Genomic DNA, 22,467 nt, shown 5'->3' on the forward strand with positions numbered 1-22,467 from the left:
ATGGCGGGTATGGCGACGAACCGCCCCCTGTTTTGGCGCGGCGGATGCGGTATGCTGCGTGCATGACATTCCTGTTATCCGCCCTGGGGGTCCTGTTGCTGGTCGGCTTGTGCTGGCTGCTGGGGTTCCGGGAGGAGGCGAATGAGCCTGCCCGATCCGGTGGCGCTGGCGGTGCCGGTGTTCGTGCTGCTGATCGTGGCGGAGATGGTGGCGATCCGCCTGGGGGCGAAGGGGCGCTATTACTGGCGCGATGCCGGAAGCTCGCTGGCGCTGGGGTTCGGCAACACGCTGGCCTCGGCGCTGTTCGGCGGGCTGGTGGTGGGAATGATGGTCTGGCTTTCGCAGTGGCGGCTGTTCGAGGTGCCGGTGACCTGGTGGAGCCTCGCGCTGCTCGTGCTGCTGGACGACCTGCTTTACTATGTGTTCCATCGCAGCGCGCATCGGGTGCGGTGGTTCTGGGCCAGCCATGTCATCCACCATTCCAGCCGGCACTATAATTTGTCGACGGCGCTGCGGCAGACCTGGACCGGGTTTTTCAGCCTGTCCTTCCTGTTCCGGCTGCCGCTGGTGCTGATCGGCTTTCCGGTGGAATGGGTGATCTTCGTGGGCGCGGTGAACCTGGTCTATCAGTTCTGGATCCACACCGAGGTGGTGGGGCGGCTGCCGCGCTGGGTGGAGGCGGTGATGAACACGCCGTCGCACCACCGGGTGCACCATGCCACCAACCCGCGCTATCTCGACCGCAACTATGCCGGGATGTTCATCGTCTGGGACCGGCTGTTCGGCACGTTCGAGCCGGAGCGGGATGACGAGAAACCGCGTTATGGCATCATCCGTAATCTGAGCGGCCACAACCCGCTGTGGGCAGCGGTGCATGAGTGGGTGGCGATCGCCCGCGACCTGCGCGCGGCCCGATCGGCGGCGGAGGTGTGGCGGCTGGTGGCGGGGCCGCCGGGATGGAAGAGCGGCGAGACGGCGGACGCACTGCGGGCGGCGTGGATCCGGCAAGGGAAGGGATAGCGCGTGGCACGGCGGTTTCTGTGGATTTTTGCGGTCATCATCCTGCTGATCATCGCCATCGGGGTGGTATGGCAGCTGGCGGGGGACCGGCTGTTGCGGGCGGCGATGGTGCCGGGCGTGCGCTTTGCCGAGAGCGCGCAGGCGCCGGCGCCGGACTATGCCAGGCCGGCGGCCTGGCTGGCGCGGCCCGGGCTGGCGAGCGACCCGACGCGCTGGACGCCGGCGGATTACCGGCCGGCACCGAAGCCAGCGGCGGCGACCTTCTTTGTGAACGGCACGGCCTTTTTCGGCCGCGACCGCTGGAACGCGCCGCTGGACGATGCCGGCACCAACGAGCGGCTGGCGAAGTTCGCGCGGGCGCAGGGCAGCATCTTCAACGGGGTCTCGGCGGTGTGGGTGCCGCGATACCGGCAGGCGACGTTCGGCAGTTTTCTGGTGCAGCAGCCGAATGCGGACGCGGAGGCGGCGCTGGACTTCGCCTATGGCGACGTGCTGCGGGCGTTCGATGCCTTTGTGGCGGCGCAGGCGCCGGGGACGCCGATCATCCTGGCGGGGCACAGCCAGGGGGCGCTGCACCTGCTGCGGCTGCTCAGGGAGCGGGTGGCGGGGCAGCCGCTGGCGAAGCGCCTCGTCGCGGTTTACGCGGTGGGATGGCCGGTTTCGGTCAGCACCGACCTTTCGGCGCTGGGGTTGCCCGGCTGCACGCGGCGGGAGCAGGCGGGGTGCGTGCTGAGCTGGCAGAGCTGGGCGGCGGATGGCGATCCGGCGCCGCTGCTGGCGGTGTATGATGCCGGCACCGGATTCGACGGTCGGCCGCGGCGGGGGACGGCGGCGCTGTGCGTCAATCCGCTGACCGGCGGCGGCGGCGCGGCGAAGGCGGAGACGAACATCGGCACGCTGGTGGGCGACGGCCTGGTGGCGAAGCGGGTGGGCGCGGCATGCGATAAAAGGGGCCTGCTGATCCTGACGCCGGACCTGCCCGACCTGGGGCCCTATGTGCTGCCGGGGGGCAACTGGCATACCTATGACATGCACCTGTTCTGGGCCAACCTGCGGGCGGATGTGGAGGCGCGGCTGGGGGTGTTCGGCGGGGCTTCGGCGGGCGCGCGGTGATCACCACCGACGCGGACGCTTTTGCCGCCGCGCTGCCGGTGGCGGGGCGGCTGGCGGGGCTGGACGTGGGGACGAAGACCATCGGGCTGGCGACGAGCGACGCGACGCGGGGGTTCGCGACGGCGCGGGAGACGCTGGCTCGCGGGGCGAAGTTCGCCGCCGACCTGGCGGCGCTGCGCGCCTTTGCCGCGCGGGAGGCGCTGGTGGGGCTGGTGGTGGGGCTGCCGCTGAGCATGGACGGGCGGGATTCGCCGCAGACGCAGCGGGTGCGGGCGTTCGCGCGCAACTGCGCGCCGCTGGGGCTACCGATCCTGTTGTGGGACGAGCGGTGGAGCACCGCGGCGGTGGAACGGGCGATGATCGCCGCGGACGTCAGCCGGGCGAAGCGGGCGGCGAAGGTGGACAGCCTGGCGGCGGCGCACATCCTGGAAGGGGCGCTGGCGCGGCTGCGGGCGGCGCGGCTGGGGGAATGTTGACAGCGGGTGCTATTTGCGATTGATAGGGATTCGCAATAGCAGGACATGAGCATTGAAAATCCATGGGGTGACGGCCGTGCTGGCGCTGGTGCTGGCAGGCGGCGGGGTTCGGGCGCAGGGGGTGGCGGAAGCGGCGGAGGCGGGCGGCGAGATCGTGGTGACCGGGGTGCGCGAGCATTATCGCGTGCGGGAGACGCGGGCCGCGAAGATCGATGCGCCGCTGCGCGACATTCCGCAGACCATCGACAGCGTCAGCGGCGAGCTGCTGCGCGACCAGCGGGCGCTGTCGATCCAGGACGCGCTGAAGAATGTGCCGGGGGTGGGCTTCTCCTCTGGCGATGGCCAGCGCGACCAGGTGACGCTGAGGGGATTCAGCGCCATTGCCGACCAATATGTCGACGGCTTCCGCGATGATTCACTGTATTTCCGTGACCTGTCGAATATCGAGCGGGTGGAAGTGATCAAGGGACCGGCGGCGGTGCTTTATGGCCGAGGATCGTCGGGCGGGCTGATCAACCGGGTGCGCAAGCTGCCGGGGACGCACGGCGGCCAGGTGGCGGCAAGTGTGGGCAGTTTCGATGCCTGGCGGCTGGAGGGGGATGTCGGCGCGGCGGGAGACGGGGTCGCCGGGCGGCTGACCGGGGCGATCGAGCGCGGCGACAGTTACCGAGACCAGCAGTTCATCCGGCGCGGCGCGGTGGCGCCATCGCTGCGGGTGGGCGATGAGCGCACGGCCTTGCTGGTGCAGGCGGACTGGCTGGACGATGAGCGGGTGACGGATTTCGGCATCCCGGCGTTCCGGGGCCGGCCGGTCGCGGTGCCGCGCGGCACCTATTATGGCGCGGCGAACGCGCGCGATGTCGATACCAGCCGGGCCAAGGTGTGGTCGGCGAGCGCGGTGCTGACGCACGAGTTCGCCGGCGGCTGGCGCCTGCGCAACGGCTTTCGCACCTATGACTATCGGCTGGCGCGCAACAACACGCTGCCCGGCAGCGTCAACGAGGTGGCGCAAACGGTGAGCCTGAACCGCAGCAACCTGCGGCGCGAGGAGACGGGGTGGTTCAACCAGAGCGAGCTGAGCGGCGATGTAATGCTGGGTGGCATGACGCACCGGCTGCTGCTGGGGGTGGAGGTGGCGCACCAGGTGAAGGACATCGTCAGCCGCACGAAGAACGGGATCGCGGTGGTGGACCTGTTCGCGCCGGTCAATCCGGTGCTGCCGCTGGTGCTGAACGTGGCGCCGGCGAACGACAACCGGGCGCGGTTCGCGACGCTGGGGTTGTATGTGCAGGATCTGGTGACGCTGACGCCACGGCTGAAGGCGATGCTGGGGCTGCGGTTCGACCGGTTCCGGCAGACGACGCAGCAGCGGCTGCCGGGTCAGGCGAACCTGGCGCGGACCGACCGCAACTGGAGCCCGCGCGCCGGGCTGGTGTGGCAGCCGGACGGGCAGCAGAGCTGGTATGTCAGCTGGAGCCGGTCCTTCCAGCCCTCGGGCGAGAATGGGGCGATCGCGGTGAGCAATGCCGACATCGCGCCGGAGATCACGCAGAATTACGAGGTGGGCGGCAAGTTCGAGTTTTTGGGTGGGCGGCTGGGGGCGACGGTGGCGCTGTTCCGCCTGCAGCGCGACAACATCAAGTCCACCGATCCGGTGACCTTGAAGCTGATCCCGATCGGCACGCAGCGCACCAATGGCGTGGAGGCGAGCGTGACCGGCAGCCTGGGGGACGGGTTCCAGCTGGTGGCGGGCTATGCCTGGCTGGACGCGCGGGTGGTGAAATCGATCGCGGTGGACGCCGGGCAACCGGTGCAGGGCAAGCGGGCGACGATCACCCCGGAGCATAGCGGCAATCTGTGGCTGACCAAGGATTTCGGCGCGCGCTGGGGGTTGGGGGTGGGCGCTAATGCAGTCGGCAGCCGTTTCGCCAATCCGGGGAATACGGTGGTGCTGCCCGGCTATGTCACCGCGGACGCGCTGGGCTGGGTGCAGCTGGGGCGGGTGCGGGTGCAGGCCAATGTGCGCAACATCTTCGACCGGGGGTACATTGTGGCGGGGCATGGCACCAACGCCAATCTGAACCTGCCCGGCGGGCCGCGGACGGTGCTGGTGACGGCGCGGGTGGGGTGGTGAGGCGACGGGATTCAGGCGGCGAGGGCTGAGCCGCGGCGCGGGGTGACGGAGATATTGATGCGGACGTCGCGGTTCAGCCGGTCGAGGATGCGCATCAGCCGGTCGATGGTGAAACGGTCCAGCCTGACCTGCCGGATGCGGGAGAAGTCGGCGGCGGCAATGCCGGTGCGGGCTTCGGCGTCGCGAACGGTCAGGCGCTCCGTGTCCAGGGTCTTGATGATCTCGGCGGCCAGGATGGCGCGAAGCTGACGCAGGCTGGAATCGGCGAGGCCGAGATCGGCGAACAGGTTGCCGGTGCCGCGCAGCAGCTCGGAATCAGACGAGGGGTCGGTCATGTCAGCATCTCCTTGAGGCGCTTGATCCGGTCGCGGATGAGATCGATTTCGTGACGGGGTGTTGCGATGCCTTGCGTGGATTTCTTCTGGAAGGCATGGATGACCCAGATGTCGTCGCCAAGCTGAAGCGCGTAAACGATCCTGAAGGCATCGCCGCGTTCCCGAAGGACCAATTCCCATACCCCAGAACCAAGTCCGACGAGCGGCTTGGCGATATCCGGGCTTCCACCATCGGCGACGACCGTCAGGGCATCCAGTGCACGGCTGATCGCGCGAGGTGGAAATTCTTCGAACTCCTTCCGTGCCGACTTGAGCCAAGAGACCGGGCGACGGGTTGGACGGAGCATGATGGTGTGTAGTGATATCTGACAACAGCGTCAAGAGACGGCGGAGACGGCATCACATGTTGCCGAGCGGTTCGATCAGACGGAAATGTTCGCACCACAGCAGCATGTCGGGGCTGAAGCCGCCGTGGTGTTCGAAGTAGCGTTGGTGGGCGGTGCGCCAGGTGGCGAGCGTGCGATCGGATTCGCCTTCGGCATGGGCAAAGGCGTCGTCGACGTCGACGAAGCGCGCCTATGTGATAGCTGTGGTTTCGATGAGCGCGCGAGGGTGGCCCTGCCCGTCGAGGACGATCTGGCGCTGACCTATGGTGGTGGGCGGATAGGCGTGGGCAGGCCAGCAGGTGGCGGTCTTGGAGCCGGTGAGGACGAGAGCGAGGAGTGCGTCCGCCATTTCCGGACTATCGCCGAAGGCGAAGCGCTCCAGGGTGGCATGCTCGTCAGTCATCGGCTGGGATAGTTGGGCGCTTCCCGGGTGATCGTCACGTCGTGGACGTGGCTTTCGCGCAGGCCGGCGTTGGTGATCTGGACGAAGCGGGCGCGGGTGCGGAAGTCGGCCAGCGTGGCGGCGCCGGTATAGCCCATGGCGGCCTTCACGCCGCCGACGAGCTGGTGCAGGACGTCGCGCGCGGGACCCTTGAAGGGGACCTGGCCCTCGATGCCTTCGGGGACGAGTTTCAGCTGGTCCTTGATGTCCTGCTGGAAATAGCGGTCCGCGCTGCCGCGGGCCATGGCGCCGACGCTGCCCATGCCGCGGTAGCTTTTGTAGGCGCGGCCCTGGTAGAGGAAGGTGTCGCCCGGTGCTTCCTCGGTGCCGGCCAACAGGCTGCCGATCATCACGGCCGACGCGCCGCCGGCGAGCGCCTTGGCGATGTCGCCGCTGGTTCTGAGGCCGCCGTCGGCGATGACGGGGACATCGGCTTTCCAGGCGGCTTCGGCGCAGTCCATCACGGCGGTAAGCTGTGGCACGCCGACGCCGGCGACGACGCGCGTGGTGCAGATGCTGCCCGGGCCGATGCCGACCTTGATGCCATCGGCGCCGGCATCGATGAGGGCACGGGTCGCCTCGGCCGTGGCGACATTGCCGGCGATGATCTGGACATGATTGGAGCGTTTCTTGAGCGCGGCGACGGCTTCGGCGACGCGCAGCGAATGGCCGTGGGCGGTGTCCACGACGATCAGGTCGCATTCGGCGTCGATGAGGGCGGCGGAGCGGTCGAAGCCGTCGGCGCCGACGGTGGTGGCGGCGGCGACGCGGAGGCGGCCCGCGCCATCCTTGGTGGCGTTAGGGTAGGTGACGGCCTTCTCGATGTCCTTCACGGTGATGAGGCCGACGCAGCGGTTTTCATTGTCCACCACCAGCAGTTTTTCGATGCGGCGGGCATGCAGCAGCCGGCGGGCTTCCTCCTGGCTGACGCCGGCGGGGACGATGGCGAGGTTGCTGGCGGTCATCAGTTCGGAGACAGGCTGCGCCGGGTTTTCGGCGAAGCGCACGTCCCGGTTGGTGAGGATGCCGATGAGGCGGCCGGGCTGGCCGGCAGGCGCCGGCTCGACAATGGGAATGCCGCTGATGCGGTGGTGCTGCATCAGGGCGAGCGCGTCCCCCAGCGTCTGGTCCGGCGTCATGGTGATGGGGTTGACGACCATGCCCGATTCGAAGCGTTTGACCTGGCGGACCGCCTGGACCTGTTCCGCCACGCTGAGGTTGCGGTGGAGGACGCCGATGCCGCCGGCCTGCGCCATGACGATGGCCATGTCCGCCTCGGTCACCGTGTCCATCGCGCTCGACAGGATGGGGATGGTGAGGCGGATGCCGCGGGTGATGTGGGTGGCAGTGTCGGCCTGCGACGGCAGGACGCCGGATTCGGCGGGGACGAGCAGCACGTCGTCGAAGGTGAGGGCGGGGCGGATTTCCATAACCCGTCATAGCGACGTGTTGTGACAGGGCAAGGGGGCATGCGGTGCCTGGCCCCCTCCGTCAGACTTCGCCTGCCACCTCCCCCACGCAAGGTGGGGGAGGATCGTGCCTGGCGTCACAGGCGCTTATTTCTGGCGGGCCCAGATGGCCCAGAAGCGGGCGAGTTGTTCGCGGGGTTGGCCCTTGACCTCGGCGAGGGCCTTTTCGGCGCCGGCCTTGTCGCCGGATTGGGCGAGCGCCATGCCGAGGCGGGTGTTGACGGCGTTGGTGTCGACGCCGCCCTTGGTCAGCGCCAGCGAATAGAGCGAGGCCGCCTTGGCGAAATTGCCGTAGCCGAGATAGGCGTCCGCGGTGGAGGCGGCGCTGCGGCCGTTCTTGGCGTTGGCGGCCTCTTTTTCGAGCGCGGGGAGCGAGGCCTTGTCGGCGGCGATCTTGGGGGTGACCGAGGCCATCAGTTCCTTGACCGCGGGCTTGCTCGCCTGGAGCATGCCGCCGGCGATGCCGCCATCGAGCACCGCCTTGGCCTCCCCGGGCAGGCCGCGCAGGCTGGCGGTCTCGGCATATTCGACGAAATCACGTTCCCCGGCGAGGCCATTGGCGGCGCGGATCAGGCGCAGCACGTCGAGGTTGGTCTGGTCGTCGAGGCGCTGGCTTTCGCGGAAGATCACCAGCGCATCGCGCCAGTTGACCGGCTTGGGGAAGGCGGTGACCAGGGCTTCGCTGGCGAGCGTGGTTTCGGCGGGCAGCTTGCTGTCATAGGCGATGGCGAGCGCGCGGCGGTACCAGGCCTCGTTCGGCGCCTGACCGGCTTTCTGCGCGACATCGATGGCTTTCAGGAAGCTCTGCACCGATTCGCGGTTCTGGCCGGCGCGGCGTTGCAGTTCGGCGACCTGGATCATCAGCTCATAGTCGCCGGGCGTGAGCGCGAGCACCTGGTTGAAATAGCCGAGCGCCTTGGGGAGGTCGTTGCCCTGCACCGCGAGCGCGCCGAGGTTGCGCAGGAACTTCGGCTGTTCGGCGGGGTCGACGCGGCCCGAGGCAAGCGCGCCCTGGATCGCCTCGGCCATGATGGCATTGTCCTTGAGGCCGATGCCGGCGTTGATCTTCATCATGTTGATCATGTAATTGTCGTCGGCGTTGCGGTTGGGCAGCGCTTCGGCTTCGCGCAGCTTGGCGAGAGCGCCGGCCTGATCCTGTGCCTGTTGCAGCTTCTGCGCCTCGGCCAGCAGCTTCTGCACCGGCTTGGAGAAGTTGTATTTGACCGCGGGGGCGGCGGCCTTCTTGTCCTGCGCGAGGGCCGGGGCGGTGATGGCGAGGGCGGCGGCGAGCGCCAGCAGCGACAGGGACTTCATCATGTGCTCTCCTTATGCGGGCGAACCCTTATCGGTGAACCGCTAACGGGGTGGCCTGTTTGCGTCAATTGCGCTATGCGGTGCGATCTGAACGCGGGTTTAAGCGGACTGTTCAACTCGCGTAGCTGCCGTCGCCGAGCGAAAAGGGGTCGATGACATCGGCGTTGTGGAAGGCGCTGAGGAAGGCGCGGCATTCGGCGGCGGCGGCGGGGTGGGCGCGGTCGGCCCAGTCATGGAAGACGGTGAGCAGCTTCATCATGCGTTCGAAGCGGGCGCCGAGATATTCGTGCGGGTCGCCGGGGCGGGTGCCGAGGCGGAGGTCGGTGGCGAGCGCCGGGTCATCGACGGCGTCGGCATGGCGGCGGAACATCGCCGCGAGCGCCTCGCTGCCGTGGCGGCGGCGTTCCAGCGAGGCGGCGGCTTCGTTGACCAGCACCATCATCAGCGCGGCGATGGTGGCGGCGGTGCGCCCCTCGTAGGTGTCGCCGAGCGCGGGGAGCACCATGAGGGTCTGGCCAAGCGCCAGGGATTGCAGGACCTGTGCGCCGGTCAGGCTCATTGTTTTTTGCCGGCTGCGCCGGAGAAGGCGGCGCACAGGCGCCGGCGCGCGGTCGCGCTTGCGGCCTGCGAAGTCTTTGTGCCCGGCTGACGCCGGGAGAAGGCGGCGCACAGGCGCCGGCGCGCGGTCGCGCTTGCGGCCTGCGGCCGGGCGGTTGCCTGATCGTGAAGGCAGGTCATGTGAACTCCTCCAGCATGCGCGCCAGCTGGGCGGCGTGAAAGCGGTAGGGGATGAGGCCGGCATAGACCATCACCGGATCGACGGTCTTGAAGGTGGCGACCTCGTGCGCCGAGCGGATCCAGATGGCGAGGCCGACGAGGCCGGCGAACATGCGCCACCAGGTCCAGTGGGTGGGGTCGAAGCGGTGGCCGCTGGCAGCCTCCCAGGCGGCGATGGCGGTGTCCTGCGGCAGCAGGGCGGCGACGCGGCTGTCGTTGTGCGCCCAGAGCGGGTCGAAGCACCAGGCGAGATCCTCGTGCGGGTCGCCGATGTGCGCCATCTCCCAGTCGAGGATGGCGAGGAGGCCGCGGTCGTCGACGAGGAAGTTGCCGGAGCGGAAATCGCCGTGGACGATGGCGGGCCGGGGCGGGTCCGGCGGGCAGCGGGCGGCGAGCCAGCGCAGGGCGGCCTGTGCGACGGGTTGCGCGCGGCTGCTGTGCGCCTCGATCTCCCGCCGCCAATGGGCGAGGCGGGCGGCGGGCCGGCCATCGGGGAGGATGGCGAGGTCGGCGGCGGTGGGGGAGAGGGCGTGCAGGCGGCCGAGCGCGGTGAAGAGTTGCGCGCCAGCGGTGTCGGCGATGTCGGCATAGGGATTTTTCTCGGAGACGAACGCCGCGCGGCCGCCGGGGATTTCGCGCATCAGGAAGCCTGGCGCGCCGAAGCTGTCGGGGTCGGTGGCGAGCAGCAGCGGTTCGGGCACCGGCAGCCCGGCGGCGTGGGCGCGGGCGAGGACATGATATTCGACGGCGCGGTCGGTCTCGATCAGGCTGGAGGCGGGGTCGCGGCGCAGCACCAGGCCCTGCGTGGCGGTGGGGGTGGTGGCGTCGAAGCGGAAGGTCTCGCGAGCGGCGCCGCCGTGGAAGCGCTTCAGGCCGGTGACGGTGACGGGCGCTTGCCAGTGGCGGGTAAGGGCGGTGGCGAGGAGGGTCTCAAGCGGGTGCAAGGTCGAACAGCTCCCTGAAACCACTGGGGGCGTGCGGCCCGATGAACAATTGTTCGAGCACGCCGCGGCCGGCGTGGGTGGTGCCGTCGGGCAGGCGAAGCTCGGCGGCGACGAGCGCCTGGATGTGGGCATTGAGCGGGATGGCGGGATCGCCGGGGCCGAAACGCTCGGTGGCGAGGTGATGGTCGCCGCGCCAGGCGCCATGGCCATGTTTCGGATGGCCATAGCCGATGCCGTGCATGTGGAAATCGGCCTGCGGGGTGAGGCTGACCGTGACCGGGCCCTGCGGGGACAGGCCGGTGAGGGTGGCGGCGGCGACGCGGCGGGTGCCGGGGCGATAGGTGAAGGTGAAGGCGGGCTGCGCCAGCTTTGTTTCGGCACCGCTGGCGAGATCGACCAGCAGCGCGGAGCGGTTCCAGGGGGCGCCGGTTTCATCGTCGTTGGAGTGGAAATAGAGGCTGTGGTGCGGGAAGTTGAGCGGTGCCCAGGCCCAGAAGAATTGCGGCGGCACGGGCGGGACGACAGGCTGCGCGTCCGCCGAACCGATGGGGCGGATGCCCCAGCTGCGGTCGCGGGTGCCCTGCCAGCCGCCGACGTCGATCGGGGTGCCGTCGAGGGTGAGGGTGCCGGACCAGTCACCGTTGACGGTCATGCGGGTGACATCCATCAGCAGCCGGCTGCCCTGGCGGCGGGTGAAGCGGGGTTCTTCGATCGGCGCGTGGCGGCCGGTGAAGACGAGGTCGGCGGCGAGACCCTCGGTGTCGGCGAGCGTGAGGCCAAGGCGTTGCAGGGGTTCCAGCACGGCAACCGCGAGCGGACCGACGCGCGTGTCCATGCGTTCATGGTGGAGGATGCGGCTGGCGAAGACCGAACGCTGCACGCCGTCGGCCATGACCGCGAAGGCGGCGTCGATCAGGTTGAGGTGGGGATAGACGCCGAGGGCGGCGGCGAAGAAATGCCGGCCGTCCGGCGACTGGCCGTTGAAGAAATAGCGGTCATAAAAGTTACGATCGCTGCCGGCGACGGCGATGGGTTCGGGGCGTTGGTGGATGGGATAGTCGTCGGCCCGGCTAAGCATCTGCGTACTGCCACTCCTCATTGGCAACGTGGCGGGCTTTGCGGCATTTCTCAAGCGGCTTTGCGTTACGCTGCGCGGGCGGCTATGGGGTGGGCATGCGAACCCCCCGAAAGAAACAGGCCGCGCTGGCCGATGCGCGTGCCCGCCGGTCTGCCGCGCGGCTGGCCGCGGTGCAGGCGATCTATCAGCATTGGACGGCGGCGACTCCGGTGGCGCGGCTGCTGCACGAGTTCCACGACCACCGGCTGGGGGCGGAGATCGAGGACGAACAGTATCTGGCGGCGGATGCGGCATTTTTCGACGATGTGGTGACGGGCGTGCTGCTGCGGCAGGACGAGCTGGATATGGCGATTGCCGAGCGGCTGGCCGAGGGCTGGACGCTGGGGCGGCTGGACCGGTTGATGCACGCCATCCTGGCGGCGGGTGCCTATGAGCTGGTGGCGCGGGCGGATGTGCCGCGCGGCGCGGTGGTGAACGAATATGTCGAGGTGGCGCGGGCCTTCTATCCGGCGAGCGAGGCGGGGTTCGTGAACGCGCTGCTCGACCGGTTGGGGAAGGCCGTGCGTCCGGAAGGGGTGGCGGCCTGAACGAGGCCGATGTGATTGCCGCGCTGCGGGCGCTGGCGACCCACCCGGCGGCGCGGGGGCTGCGCGACGATGCGGCGGTGATCGACGTGCCGCTGGGCCGGCGGCTGGTGGCGACGCATGACGTGCTGGTGGAGGGGGTGCACTACACCCCCGCGTGCCCGGCGGGCGACGTGGCATGGAAGCTGGTGGCGACGAACCTCTCTGACCTGGCGGCGATGGGGGCGACGCCGCTGGGCATGCTGCTGGGGCTGACGCTGGCGCGGGAGGCGGTGTGGACGGCGGATTTCATCGCCGGGCTGGGGCGGGTGGCGGCGCTGTGGGACTGTCCGCTGCTGGGTGGGGATACGGTGAGCGGGCCGGCGGTGCTGGGGTTGACGGCGTTGGGGGCGGCGGCGGCGCCGCTTTCGCGGATGGGGGCGCGGGTTGGCGACGAGCTGTGGCTGAGCGGGACGGTTGGGGATGCCGGGCTGGGGCTGCGGATGGCGCTGGGCGAGATGGCGGTGGAGGGCGTGCTGCTGAAGCGATACCGCCGGCCGGTGCCGCGTCTGGGGCTGGGGGCGGCACTGGCGGGCGTGGCGAGCGCGGCGATGGATGTGAGCGACGGATTGTTGATCGACGCCGCGCGGCTGGGAGAGGCGAGCGGGGTGGGGGTGGCGATCGAGCTGGACGCCGTGCCGCTGTCCGACGCGGTGCGGGCGTTGTTGCCGGCGGGGGAGGCGGGCGTGCTGGCGGCGGCGGCGAGCGGGGATGATTATGAGCTGCTGTTCACGGCGGCGCCGGCGGCGGCCGGGGCGGTGCGGGCGGCGGGGGCGGCGGGCAAGGTGGCGGTGACGCGGATCGGGCGGGTGCTGGCGGGCGCGGGGTTGCGGTTGCGGGGCGCTGATGGCCCGGTGGCGCTGCCGGCGCGGCTGGGGTTCGAGCATGGGCGGGGTTGCAACGCCGGATAACCTTTGCCACAAGCCGCACGCTTGAACGAAAGGGCGCGCCGGCAGGGTGTGCCATGAGGGGACATGATGGATTATATCTTGGTCGCGATTCTCTGCGGCGTCGCCGCGGTCGTTTATGGGATTGTCACGGCGCAGGTGGTGTTGAAGGCATCGCCGGGGAATGCGCGGATGCAGGAGATCGCGGCGGCGATCCAGGAGGGCGCGGGCGCCTATCTGCGCAAGCAATATGGCGCGATCGCGATTGTGGGCGTGGTGGCGCTGGTGATCGTGGCCTGGTTCTTTGGCCTCTATCCGGCGATCGGCTTCGTGCTGGGGGCGGTGCTGTCGGGCGCGACGGGGTTCATCGGCATGAATATTTCGGTGCGGGCCAATGTGCGCACGGCCGAAGCGGCGCGGCAGGGGTTGCAGGCCGGGCTGACCATGGCGTTCCGCGCCGGGGCGGTGACGGGGATGCTGGTGGCGGGGTTGGCGCTGCTGGCGATCGCCGGCTATTACTGGGTGCTGACGAGCAGCATGGGACTGTCGCCGACCGACCGGATCGTGATCGACAGCCTGGTGTGCCTGGCGCTGGGCGCCTCCTTGATCTCCATCTTCGCACGGCTGGGCGGCGGCATCTTCACCAAGGCGGCCGACGTGGGCGCCGACCTGGTGGGCAAGGTGGAGGCCGGAATCCCCGAGGATGACCCCCGCAACCCGGCGGTGATCGCCGACAATGTGGGCGACAATGTGGGTGACTGCGCCGGGATGGCGGCCGACCTGTTCGAGACCTATGTGGTGACCATCGGCGCCACCATGGTGCTGATCGCGCTGCTGGTGGGCGGCGCCTACCTTGGCCCGCTGATGACGCTGCCGCTGCTGGCGGGCGGGGTGTGCATCATCACGTCCATTCTGGGCACCTTCTTCGTCAAGCTGGGCGCGTCCAAGAACATCATGGGGGCGCTGTACAAGGGCTTCATCGTGTCGGCGGTGGCGAGCGTGCCGGCGCTGTTCGTGGCGACGAAGCTGCTGTTCCCGGACATGGGGATGATCATCGGTGGCCAGGCGGCGGACGGGACGGGCGGGTTCACGGCGATGAACCTCTATGTCGCGATGCTGGTGGGGCTGGCGGTGACCGGCCTGATGGTGTGGATCACCGAATATTATACCGGCACCAATTACCGCCCGGTGCAGTCCATCGCGGCGGCGAGCCAGACCGGGCATGGCACCAACATCATCCAGGGGCTGGCGATCAGCCTGGAATCGACGGCGCTGCCGACGCTGGTGATCTGCGCCGGGATGATCGTGAGCTATCAGCTGGCGGGCGTGATCGGGATCGCGTTCGCGGCGACCTCGATGCTGGCGCTGGCTGGCATGGTGGTGGCGCTGGACGCCTATGGGCCGGTGACGGACAATGCCGGCGGGATTGCCGAGATGGCCGGGCTGGAGAGCGAGGTGCGGGAGCGCACCGACGCGCTGGACGCGGTGGGCAACACGACGAAGGCGGTGACCAAGGGCTATGCCATCGGTTCGGCGGGACTGGCGGCGCTGGTGCTGTTCAACGCCTATACGACCGACCTGACGAAGTTCTTCAGCACCATCACGGTCGATTTCAGCCTGTCCAACCCCTATGTCATCGTCGGCCTGCTGCTGGGCGCGCTGCTGCCCTATATCTTCGGGGCGATGGGGATGACCGCGGTGGGGCGCGCCGCGGGCAGCGTGGTGACCGAGGTGCGGGAGCAGTTCCGCACCAATCCGGGGATCATGCTGGGCACGTCGAAGCCGGATTATGCGAAGACGGTGGGCCTGGTGACGCAGGCGGCGATCAAGGAGATGATCGTGCCGAGCCTGCTGCCGGTGCTGGCGCCGGTGGTGGTGTATTTCGCCATCACCGCGGTGGCGGGGCAGGCGAACGGCTTTGCCGCGCTGGGCGCGCTGCTGATGGGTGTGATCGTCTCCGGTATTTTCGTGGCGATCTCCATGACCAGCGGTGGCGGGGCGTGGGACAATGCCAAGAAATATATCGAGGATGGCCATTATGGCGGCAAGGGCAGCGAGGCGCACAAGGCCGCGGTGACCGGCGACACGGTGGGCGACCCGTACAAGGATACGGCGGGGCCGGCGGTGAATCCGATGATCAAGATCACGAATATCGTGGCGCTGCTGCTGCTGGCGGCGCTGGCGGCGGGCTGAGGTGGCTGCAAATAGCGCAAGGCGCTATTTGCAGACTCACCGAAGTCCCTGGCCGGCGTGCGGGCGGCTCGTGGCCGCCCGACACGTCCGACACGCGGGCTTTGCCCGCGCTCTTTTTTCTTCTTTCTTCTTTCTTCTTTCTTCTTTCGCTCTCTTCGCCTCGCCTGCCGCCCGAGTTCGCGCGGCTTGGCCGCGCAGGGGCGGTGGTTCGGGGTTGGTGCGGAGGCGCTGGCCCCCTCCGTCAGGCTTTGCCTGACACCTCCCCCGCAAGCGGGGGAGGGGCTTTGGCGCTGGAGCCGATAGTGTGGGGCCCCGGGTCAAGCCCGGGGTGACGGGGCCCCGGGTCGAGCCCGGGGTGACGGGGGGGTGTTGGTTTGTTGCGGGTAGGAAATCTGGAAGGTTTTGCGCAAAAAGTGACAGCCTGAATCAAGGGGTTAGCGGTTTCGGGGCGTTTTGGGCGGGTCGCGCGGGGTGGCTGTGCATCGGATGCTGACTCGATAATGCCAATATGGTTAGCAGATGATGTCGCGTTTGGCAAGCGGTTTGCGTGCGGTGTCGCCGGACCGGGCCCAGTGGACGTCAATCCGGCGTTGTCATTCCAGATTATTTCTCATGGCACGGCTGCTTGTCGGCATGGGGGTTGTTGATTAGTCTTGTGCAATGGGGCGTTTGCTGGCGTTGGTCCTGTTCTTGTGGGTGTCGGCGGGGCCGGTGCAGGCGCGCTGGCTGGTGGCGGAGACGGCCCATTTCCGCATTTACAGCGAGACCAGCGAGGCGCGCCTGCGGGTTCAGGCGGATGAACTGGAGGATTTTCACGCGCTGCTGGTGCTGGTGACCGGGCGGGAAACGCCGCCGCAGGCGCCGAAACTGGACATCTACATGGTCGGCGGACGCAGCGGATTGCGGATCATCGATCCTGATGCCAGCCCCGACACACTGGGATTCTATCGCCCAACCGACGCCGGGATCATCGCAGTGGGGTTGCGCAATGGCGTGGGCGACAGCGACTGGATGTCCGGACGCGAAGTGTTGCTGCATGAATATGCCCATCATTTCATGTTCGCCAACAGTGCATTGGCGATGCCGAAATGGTATGTGGAGGGTTTTGCCGAATATATGGCGACGGCGCGTTTCTGGCCGGAGAAGATCGAATATGGGTTGGCGAACACGTCGCGTGCCTATTCGCTGGGCAATGAGCTGGCGTTACCGATGGAAGCACTGTTGCGCGGCGATGTGCGAGCCGGTGCGCGGGGGGTTTTCTATGCGCAGAGCTGGATGTTGACGCATTACCTGTTCCGGACGCCGGGGATGACGGAGAAGCTGCGGGATTATCTGCGTCGGCTGGCGCAGGGCGAGGACGCGGTGACCGCGTTCCAGGCGGCGGTGGATCCCGATCTCAAGGGCTTTGCGCGGAAGGTGGAGCGATACTGGCAGGACGGGAAAATCCCGTTTGTGCGGATGACGCGCAAGCCGCGCCCGCCGGCGGCGGTGACCGTGACGGCGCTGCCGCCGCCGGCGGATGACATGCTGCTGCCGTTGGTGTCCCTGCAGTTGCCGCAGAGCAAGGAGACGGATGCCGCCAACCTGGCGCGGCTGCGGGCCGCGGCTGCGAAGTTTCCGGGGGATGCCTGGGCGGCGCGGGTGCTGGCGGTCGGCACCGCGGCGGGCGGTGAGGATGCGGTGGCGGCACCGTTGCTGGATGCGCAACTGACATTGACGCCGGATGATCCCTGGCTGCTGCGCTGGCGGGCGGCGATGTTCCGTGCCAACCGCCCGGATGCCTCGGCGGCGGCGGTCAGGCTGGCGCGGACGCTGCTGGTGCGGGCATTCAAGGCTGCACCGAACGACTGGCAGGTGCTGTCGGCCTATGCCGCGACCTTCCAGGGACTGAATGTGCCCAAGAGCGTGGTGGATGTGCTGGACACGGCGAACCTGCTGGCCCCGCAGGCACCGGGGCTGGCATTCCGCGCGGGCCTGGTGCTGGCCCACGCCGGGCGGCATGAGGATGCGGCGCGGGCCCTGGGGCCCTTGGTGAACAACCCGCACCGCGAGGCGCCCGAATGGATGCTGCGGCTGATGGCGGCGCTGCGGACGAAGGACGACGCCGCGGTGAAGGCGGCGATCGCCGCGGGGGGCGAGCGCCGGTGAACATCGACCGGATGTTTGATGCCAGGATCTGATGGGGGATTGTTCACGGGCGAGTGAAGGGATGCGCCATGGGCCTGTTTAGGTGGCGGCGCGGTGGGTGAGGGCTTCGGTGGCGAGCATGACCGTGCGGGGGATGGGTTGTTCGCCGGAGAGATAGTAGGCGACGGTGCGGCGAGACAGGCCCAGGGCTTCGGCGGCGCGGTCGAGCGTGAGGCTGGATTCGGTCATCCATTGGCGGAAGACGCTGGCCGACGTGATGGCGCCGCGCTGCTCGTCCGCCCAGCGGCGAAGCTGCGCGGCCCCGAAATCCGGGCCGGCGGGCCATTCGAGCGACCAGCCGTCTTCGCTGAGCGTGACGGCAGCGAAGCTGGCGGGATCGGCGAGGGGGGCAAGGCCGGGATGTGCGGCGATGACCGGGCCGAGGCTCACGGCAGCGGTCAGTCCGTCATCCCAACCCAGCATGAGCGACTGGGGACCGGTGACGGCGACGGCGGTGAGCTTGCCGAGGGTCATGCACTGTCTCCGCTGTAGAGCTGCCAGCGCTGCATCAGCAGCGCCTGATTTTCCTGTGCCCAGGCCATGGGTTCCCGCAGGTCGAGCTTTCCTGAAAGCATCATGACGTCCCGCGTGTCGATGCGAACCTTGGCGGCGCCCTTCCGGCCGAGGATGTGGAAATGCGGCGGAGTGTGATCGGCGAAGAACAGCCGATGTCGTAGTTTCCGAAACGCATCAGGCGGGGCATGATTGTTGACAGTGCAAAGGTTGCACTCGATCAACCCCGGTAGCGCATCAGGCCTTCCTGGGCGACGGTGGCGAGGAGGGTGCCTTCGCGGGTGAACACATGGGCGAGGTTGAAGCCGCGGGCGTGGGCGGCGACGGGGCTGGTCTGGGCGTAGAGCAGCCAGCCGTCGAGCGTGACCGGGCGGTGGAACCAGATGCTGTGGTCGAGGCTGGCGGTCTGGAATCGGGGGTCGGTCCAGTCGAGGCCATGCGGCAGGGTGCAGGTGTCGAGCAGCGTCATGTCGGTGGCATAGGCGAAGACACAGGCGTGGAGGGCAGGATCATCGGGGAGGTCGCCGTCGGCCCGGAACCAGTTCTGCTGCACCGGCGGCAGCTTTTCGACGACGCCCCATTGGCCGGGTTGCAGCGGGCGGAATTCGATGGGGCGGTCGCGGTTGTCCCAGGTGGTGCGCCAGGGTTCGGGGATGAGGTGGCGGTCCCGCGCGTGGAGCTGGGCGTGGTTCATCAGACCCTCCGGGCCGGCGACGGCGGGTATGGGGTCGGCATGCTCATGCCCGGGTTCGAGGCGGGCGAAGCTGCCGGTGAGCGAGAAGATGGTGCGGCCGTGCTGGATGGCGCTGACCCGCCGGGTGGTGAAGCTGGCGCCGTCACGCTCGCGCTCCACCCGGTAGAGGATGGGGATGTTGGGTTCGCCGGGGCGGATGAAATAGCTGTGCAGCGAGTGGACGGGGCGGTCGGCCGGCACGGTGCGCTGCGCCGCGGCGAGGGCCTGGGCCACGACCTGGCCGCCATAGACGCGAATCCAGCCCTCGTCTCCGTTGCGGCCGCGGTAGAGGTCGACTTCGAGCTCCTCGACATCGAGGAGGGTGAGGAGGCGGGCGAGGGCGGTGGGCATCGGCGGCGATTAACAAGGTGGGTTGCGGAAGGGAAGCCGCGCGGGGCATTGGGGAGCGGCATTGGGGGGACCGCATGATCGAGGCGCTGCTGATATCGACGGGAACGGTGGCGCTGGCGGAGATGGGGGACAAGACGCAGCTGCTCGCCGTGCTGCTGGCGGCGCGGTTCCAGCGGCCCTGGCCGGTGATCGCGGGGATTTTCGTGGCGACGGTGGCGAACCATGCACTGGCCGCGCTGCTGGGGACGCTGGTGGCCGGCTGGCTGACCGACGAGGTGTTGCGCTGGGCGGTGGGGCTGGGGTTCCTGGCGACGGCGGTGTGGGCGCTGATCCCGGACAAGGATGAGGGGATGCCGAAGGCCGGAGCCGGGCTGGGCGCGTTCGCGGCGACGGTGGTGGCCTTCTTCATCCTGGAGATGGGGGACAAGACGCAGATCGCGACGGTGGCGCTGGCGGCGCGGTTCGAGGCGCCGGTCATGGTGACGCTGGGGACGACGCTGGGGATGCTGCTGGCCAATGTGCCGGCGGTGATCTTTGCCGAGAAGCTGCTGAAGGTGATCCCGCTGAGGGCGATGCGGCTGGCGGCGGCGGCGGTGTTCGCGGTGCTGGGGGTATTTACATTGCTGCGCTGAACATGGCGGTGCTGGCCCGCTCCTCCACCCGACCACCCGACGTCAGTATTCTATGGGTGGTCGGGTGGGGGAGCGGGCCGGTACCGACTCCGGCGTTAGCCGCGCAACAACAACCGTGACAGTTTGCCCATTGCGGAATCCGCGGGCGCGCGGCTAAAGCGCGGCATCAACTTAGGGCTTTTTGCATGGCTGATACCGCAGACGTGACCGAAGATGGCGTTCGGCGCCGGGATTTCATCTATGTGGCGACGGGGGCGTTCGGGGCCGTGGGCGCCGCGGCGGTGGTGTGGCCGCTGGTGAACCAGATGAACCCCAGCGCCGATGTGCGCGCGATGGCGACGACCGAGGTGGATATCTCGGGCATCGCGGCGGGCCAGGCGATCAAGGCGGTGTGGCAGGGAAAACCCGTGTTCCTGCGCCAGCTGACGCCGGCCGAGATCGCGACGGCGAACAAGGTGGCGGTGAGCGAGCTGCGCGACCCGCAGACGCTCGCCGAGCGGACGAAGCCGGGCAAGGAACAGTGGCTGATCACGCTGGGGGTGTGCACGCACCTGGGTTGCGTGCCGCTGGGGGCCGCGGAGGGCGAGAACAAGGGCGACTATGGCGGCTATTTCTGCCCGTGCCACGGCAGCCATTATGATACGGCGGCGCGCATCCGCAAGGGGCCGGCGCCGAAGAACCTGGAGGTCCCGCCGTTGACCTTCAAGACTGACACTCTGGTCGAGATCGGATGAGGCGATGAGCTTTCCCTGGGCCAAACATTATGAACCGACGCATCCGCTGATGCAGTATATCGACAGCCGGCTGCCCTTGCCGCGGCTGGTGTACAATGCGGTGGGCGCCGGTTACCCGGTGCCGCGCAACATCAACTGGATGTATAATTTCGGCGTGCTGGCGGGCGTGGCGCTGATGATCCAGATCATCACCGGCGTGGTGCTGGCGATGCATTATGCCGCCGATTCGACGGTGGCGTTCGACAGTGTCGAACATATCATGCGCGACGTGAATTCGGGCTGGCTGCTGCGCTATGTCCACATGAACGGCGCCAGCTTCTTCTTCATCGTGGTGTATCTGCACATTTTCCGCGGGTTGTACTACGGCAGCTACAAGGCGCCGCGCGAAGTGGTGTGGATGCTGGGCGTGGTGATCCTGCTGCTGATGATGGCGACGGCCTTCATGGGCTATGTGCTGGTCTGGGGGCAGATGAGCTTCTGGGGCGCGGCGGTGATCACCAACCTGTTCAGCGCCATCCCGCTGGTGGGCGATGCCATCCACACCTGGCTGCTGGGGGGCTTCACGCCGGACAATGCGACGCTGAACCGCTTTTTCAGCCTGCACTTCCTTCTGCCCTTCGTGATCCTGGGGGTGGTGATCCTGAAAATCTGGGCGCTGCACATTCCGGGCTCGACCAACCCGACCGGGGTGGACGTGCAGGGGCCGGCGGACACGCTGCCGTTCCACCCCTATTTCACGGCGAAGGATTTCTTCGGGCTGTGCATCTATCTGCTGATCTTCAGCGTGGTGGTGTTCTTCCTGCCGAACGCGCTGGGGCATCCGGACAATTACATTCCGGCGAATCCGCTGTCGACGCCGACGCATATCGTGCCGGAATGGTATTTCTGGCCCTTCTATGCGATCCTGCGGGCGTTCACGATCGACGTGCTGTTCATTCCCGCCAAGCTGATGGGTGTGCTGGCGATGTTCGCCTCGATCATCCTGCTGCTGTTCCTGCCGTGGCTGGACACCAGCCGGGTGAAGTCCACCGCCTATCGCCCGATGTACCGGATCTGGTTCTGGGTGCTGTGCGTCGATGTGGTGATCCTGGCCTGGGTGGGCGGGGCACCGGCGGAAGAGCCCTATGTGCGGATCAGCCAGCTCGCGTCGGCCTATTATTTCGCGCATTTCCTGATCATCCTGCCGATCGTCTCGGCGATCGAGCGGCCTTTGCCGCTGCCGAACAGCATCGCGAAGGCCGTGCTGTCGAAAGGGAAGCGCAAGGATGTGATGGCCGCGGGCGCGGTGCCGGCACCGGCGGAATAAGGAGCACGTGATGGTTCGTCTTGTTGGCTTTGCCGCCGGCCTGTTTTTCGTTGTCGTGCTGCTGGTGTCGGCGCTGTTGCCGCGCGAGGCGCCGACGCCGGACATGGCGAAGCAGCTGCACAAATATCCGCATGAGATCAGCTGGCATCAGGATGGGCCGTTCGGCACGTTCGACCGGGCGCAGCTGCAACGCGGCTTCCAGGTGTACAAGGAAGTCTGCTCGGCCTGCCATGGCATCAAGCGGGTGGCGTTCCGCAACTTGCAGGACATCGGCTTTTCCGAGGCCGAGGTGAAGGCGATCGCCAAGGGTTATGAGGTGGACACGCTGGACCCAGCGACCGGTGAACCGGCGAAACGGCCGGCGATCCCGTCCGACCGCTTCCCGCCGCCCTTCCCCAACGAGATCGCGGCGCGGGCGGCGAACAACAATGCCTATCCGCCCGACCTGTCGCTGATCGTGAAGGCGCGGCACGACGGGCTGGATTACCTGCATTCGCTGACCACCGGCTATGGCAAGGAGCCGCCGAAGGGTTGGGCGGTGCCGGAGGGGTTGTACTACAACCCTTACTTCCACAGCGTGAACATCGCCATGCCGCCGCCGCTGGTGGCGGATGACCAGGTGACCTATGCCGACGGCACCAAGGCGACCATCGACCAAATGAGCCGCGACGTGTCGGCCTTCCTGCACTGGGCCGCGGAGCCGGAGCTGGAGCGGCGCAAGCAGGCGGGGGTGATCACGATCGTCTTCCTGAGCATCCTGTCGCTGCTCGCCTTCCTGACCTATCGACGGGTGTGGGCAGGCACGGCTCACTAAGCCGCC

Annotated in this window: 23 protein-coding genes and 1 pseudogene; 12 read left to right on the forward strand and 12 right to left on the reverse strand. The window is 68.1% G+C overall.

Features of this window, described 5'->3' with window-relative positions:
* Window positions 1-141 precede the first annotated feature (141 nt).
* Genes H3309_RS05025 through H3309_RS05040 form a run of 4 tightly spaced genes read left to right on the forward strand, consistent with a single transcriptional unit; the run spans window position 142 to window position 4,743 of the window.
* Window positions 142-1,020 (forward strand): sterol desaturase family protein, encoded by an 879-nt coding sequence (locus tag H3309_RS05025; RefSeq protein ID WP_182297664.1) that lies wholly within the window; start codon window positions 142-144, stop codon window positions 1,018-1,020.
* Window positions 1,021-1,023: 3 nt separating this feature from the next.
* Window positions 1,024-2,133, forward strand: a complete 1,110-nt coding sequence (locus tag H3309_RS05030; protein ID WP_182297665.1) for a DUF3089 domain-containing protein — start codon at window positions 1,024-1,026, stop codon at window positions 2,131-2,133.
* Window positions 2,130-2,609, forward strand: a complete 480-nt coding sequence (ruvX, locus tag H3309_RS05035) for a Holliday junction resolvase RuvX (RefSeq protein ID WP_182297666.1) — start codon at window positions 2,130-2,132, stop codon at window positions 2,607-2,609. The genes H3309_RS05030 and ruvX overlap by 4 nt, the downstream gene beginning before the upstream one ends.
* A gap of 52 nt (window positions 2,610-2,661) precedes the next feature.
* Window positions 2,662-4,743 carry a TonB-dependent receptor gene (locus H3309_RS05040; protein WP_182297667.1) on the forward strand — a complete coding sequence of 694 codons (2,082 nt, stop codon included), beginning with the start codon at window positions 2,662-2,664 and terminating at the stop codon, window positions 4,741-4,743.
* An 11-nt stretch (window positions 4,744-4,754) separates the two neighbouring features.
* Here H3309_RS05040 and H3309_RS05045 read toward each other — a convergent pair whose 3' ends face one another.
* From H3309_RS05045 to H3309_RS05085, 9 genes and pseudogenes are all read right to left on the reverse strand, one after another.
* A complete protein-coding gene (locus tag H3309_RS05045; protein WP_182297668.1) occupies window positions 4,755-5,078 on the reverse strand; it encodes a helix-turn-helix domain-containing protein in 324 nt (107 codons plus the stop codon).
* A complete protein-coding gene (locus H3309_RS05050) occupies window positions 5,075-5,425 on the reverse strand; it encodes a type II toxin-antitoxin system RelE/ParE family toxin (protein ID WP_182297669.1) in 351 nt (116 codons plus the stop codon). The genes H3309_RS05045 and H3309_RS05050 overlap by 4 nt, the downstream gene beginning before the upstream one ends.
* A gap of 52 nt (window positions 5,426-5,477) precedes the next feature.
* Window positions 5,478-5,591 (reverse strand): annotated as a pseudogene (locus H3309_RS17775) (hypothetical protein); the annotation flags it as partial.
* A gap of 272 nt (window positions 5,592-5,863) precedes the next feature.
* A complete protein-coding gene (gene guaB, locus H3309_RS05060; protein ID WP_182297670.1) occupies window positions 5,864-7,336 on the reverse strand; it encodes an IMP dehydrogenase in 1,473 nt (490 codons plus the stop codon).
* 126 nt (window positions 7,337-7,462) lie between these two features.
* Window positions 7,463-8,692 (reverse strand): tetratricopeptide repeat protein, encoded by a 1,230-nt coding sequence (locus tag H3309_RS05065; RefSeq protein ID WP_182297671.1) that lies wholly within the window; start codon window positions 8,690-8,692, stop codon window positions 7,463-7,465.
* A 109-nt stretch (window positions 8,693-8,801) separates the two neighbouring features.
* Window positions 8,802-9,248, reverse strand: a complete 447-nt coding sequence (locus tag H3309_RS05070) for a hypothetical protein (protein WP_182297672.1) — start codon at window positions 9,246-9,248, stop codon at window positions 8,802-8,804.
* On the reverse strand, window positions 9,245-9,427 hold the full coding sequence (locus H3309_RS05075) for a hypothetical protein (protein WP_182297673.1): 183 nt from the start codon (window positions 9,425-9,427) through the stop codon (window positions 9,245-9,247). The genes H3309_RS05070 and H3309_RS05075 overlap by 4 nt, the downstream gene beginning before the upstream one ends.
* Window positions 9,424-10,410 (reverse strand): phosphotransferase family protein, encoded by a 987-nt coding sequence (locus H3309_RS05080; RefSeq protein WP_182297674.1) that lies wholly within the window; start codon window positions 10,408-10,410, stop codon window positions 9,424-9,426. The genes H3309_RS05075 and H3309_RS05080 overlap by 4 nt, the downstream gene beginning before the upstream one ends.
* A complete protein-coding gene (locus H3309_RS05085; RefSeq protein ID WP_182297675.1) occupies window positions 10,397-11,488 on the reverse strand; it encodes a hypothetical protein in 1,092 nt (363 codons plus the stop codon). The genes H3309_RS05080 and H3309_RS05085 overlap by 14 nt, the downstream gene beginning before the upstream one ends.
* Before the next feature lie 95 nt (window positions 11,489-11,583).
* Between H3309_RS05085 and nusB the strand changes: the two genes are divergently transcribed.
* The 4 genes from nusB (at window position 11,584) to H3309_RS05105 (ending at window position 17,339) form a co-directional block, all read left to right on the forward strand.
* Window positions 11,584-12,075 (forward strand): transcription antitermination factor NusB, encoded by a 492-nt coding sequence (nusB, locus tag H3309_RS05090; RefSeq protein WP_182297676.1) that lies wholly within the window; start codon window positions 11,584-11,586, stop codon window positions 12,073-12,075.
* Window positions 12,076-12,086: 11 nt separating this feature from the next.
* Window positions 12,087-13,022 carry a thiamine-phosphate kinase gene (gene thiL, locus H3309_RS05095; protein WP_243453848.1) on the forward strand — a complete coding sequence of 312 codons (936 nt, stop codon included), beginning with the start codon at window positions 12,087-12,089 and terminating at the stop codon, window positions 13,020-13,022.
* Window positions 13,023-13,088: 66 nt separating this feature from the next.
* Window positions 13,089-15,191, forward strand: a complete 2,103-nt coding sequence (locus H3309_RS05100) for a sodium-translocating pyrophosphatase (RefSeq protein ID WP_182298511.1) — start codon at window positions 13,089-13,091, stop codon at window positions 15,189-15,191.
* Between the two features lie 660 nt (window positions 15,192-15,851).
* A complete protein-coding gene (locus H3309_RS05105) occupies window positions 15,852-17,339 on the forward strand; it encodes a tetratricopeptide repeat protein (RefSeq protein ID WP_182297677.1) in 1,488 nt (495 codons plus the stop codon).
* A 78-nt stretch (window positions 17,340-17,417) separates the two neighbouring features.
* Here the strand turns inward: H3309_RS05105 and H3309_RS05110 are convergent, their stop codons facing one another.
* Genes H3309_RS05110 through H3309_RS05120 form a run of 3 tightly spaced genes read right to left on the reverse strand, consistent with a single transcriptional unit; the run spans window position 17,418 to window position 18,975 of the window.
* Entirely contained in the window at window positions 17,418-17,852 is a 435-nt protein-coding gene (locus tag H3309_RS05110) for a helix-turn-helix domain-containing protein (RefSeq protein WP_182297678.1), read from the reverse strand.
* Window positions 17,849-18,115, reverse strand: coding sequence for a DUF4160 domain-containing protein (locus H3309_RS05115; protein WP_182297679.1), 267 nt, complete (start codon window positions 18,113-18,115; stop codon window positions 17,849-17,851). Before H3309_RS05115 ends, H3309_RS05110 begins: the two co-directional genes overlap by 4 nt.
* On the reverse strand, window positions 18,112-18,975 hold the full coding sequence (locus H3309_RS05120; protein WP_182297680.1) for an acyl-CoA thioesterase: 864 nt from the start codon (window positions 18,973-18,975) through the stop codon (window positions 18,112-18,114). Before H3309_RS05120 ends, H3309_RS05115 begins: the two co-directional genes overlap by 4 nt.
* Window positions 18,976-19,049: 74 nt before the next feature.
* On the opposite strand from H3309_RS05120, the gene H3309_RS05125 reads away from it, so the two are divergent.
* From H3309_RS05125 to H3309_RS05140, 4 genes are all read left to right on the forward strand, one after another.
* Window positions 19,050-19,607: a TMEM165/GDT1 family protein gene (locus H3309_RS05125; protein ID WP_317983339.1), complete on the forward strand. Its 558-nt coding sequence runs from the start codon at window positions 19,050-19,052 to the stop codon at window positions 19,605-19,607.
* 185 nt (window positions 19,608-19,792) lie between these two features.
* The gene (petA, locus tag H3309_RS05130) at window positions 19,793-20,341 is read left to right on the forward strand and encodes a ubiquinol-cytochrome c reductase iron-sulfur subunit (protein WP_182297681.1); all 549 of its coding nucleotides are present in this window, start codon (window positions 19,793-19,795) and stop codon (window positions 20,339-20,341) included.
* A gap of 4 nt (window positions 20,342-20,345) precedes the next feature.
* On the forward strand, window positions 20,346-21,647 hold the full coding sequence (locus tag H3309_RS05135; RefSeq protein WP_182297682.1) for a cytochrome b: 1,302 nt from the start codon (window positions 20,346-20,348) through the stop codon (window positions 21,645-21,647).
* A 10-nt stretch (window positions 21,648-21,657) separates the two neighbouring features.
* Window positions 21,658-22,461, forward strand: a complete 804-nt coding sequence (locus H3309_RS05140) for a cytochrome c1 (protein WP_182297683.1) — start codon at window positions 21,658-21,660, stop codon at window positions 22,459-22,461.
* The last annotated feature ends 6 nt before the right edge of the window (window positions 22,462-22,467 follow it).

The sequence above is a fragment of the Sandaracinobacteroides saxicola genome (genome assembly GCF_014117445.1).
In the GTDB taxonomy this organism is placed as follows: Bacteria; Pseudomonadota; Alphaproteobacteria; order Sphingomonadales; family Sphingomonadaceae; genus Sandaracinobacteroides_A; species Sandaracinobacteroides_A saxicola.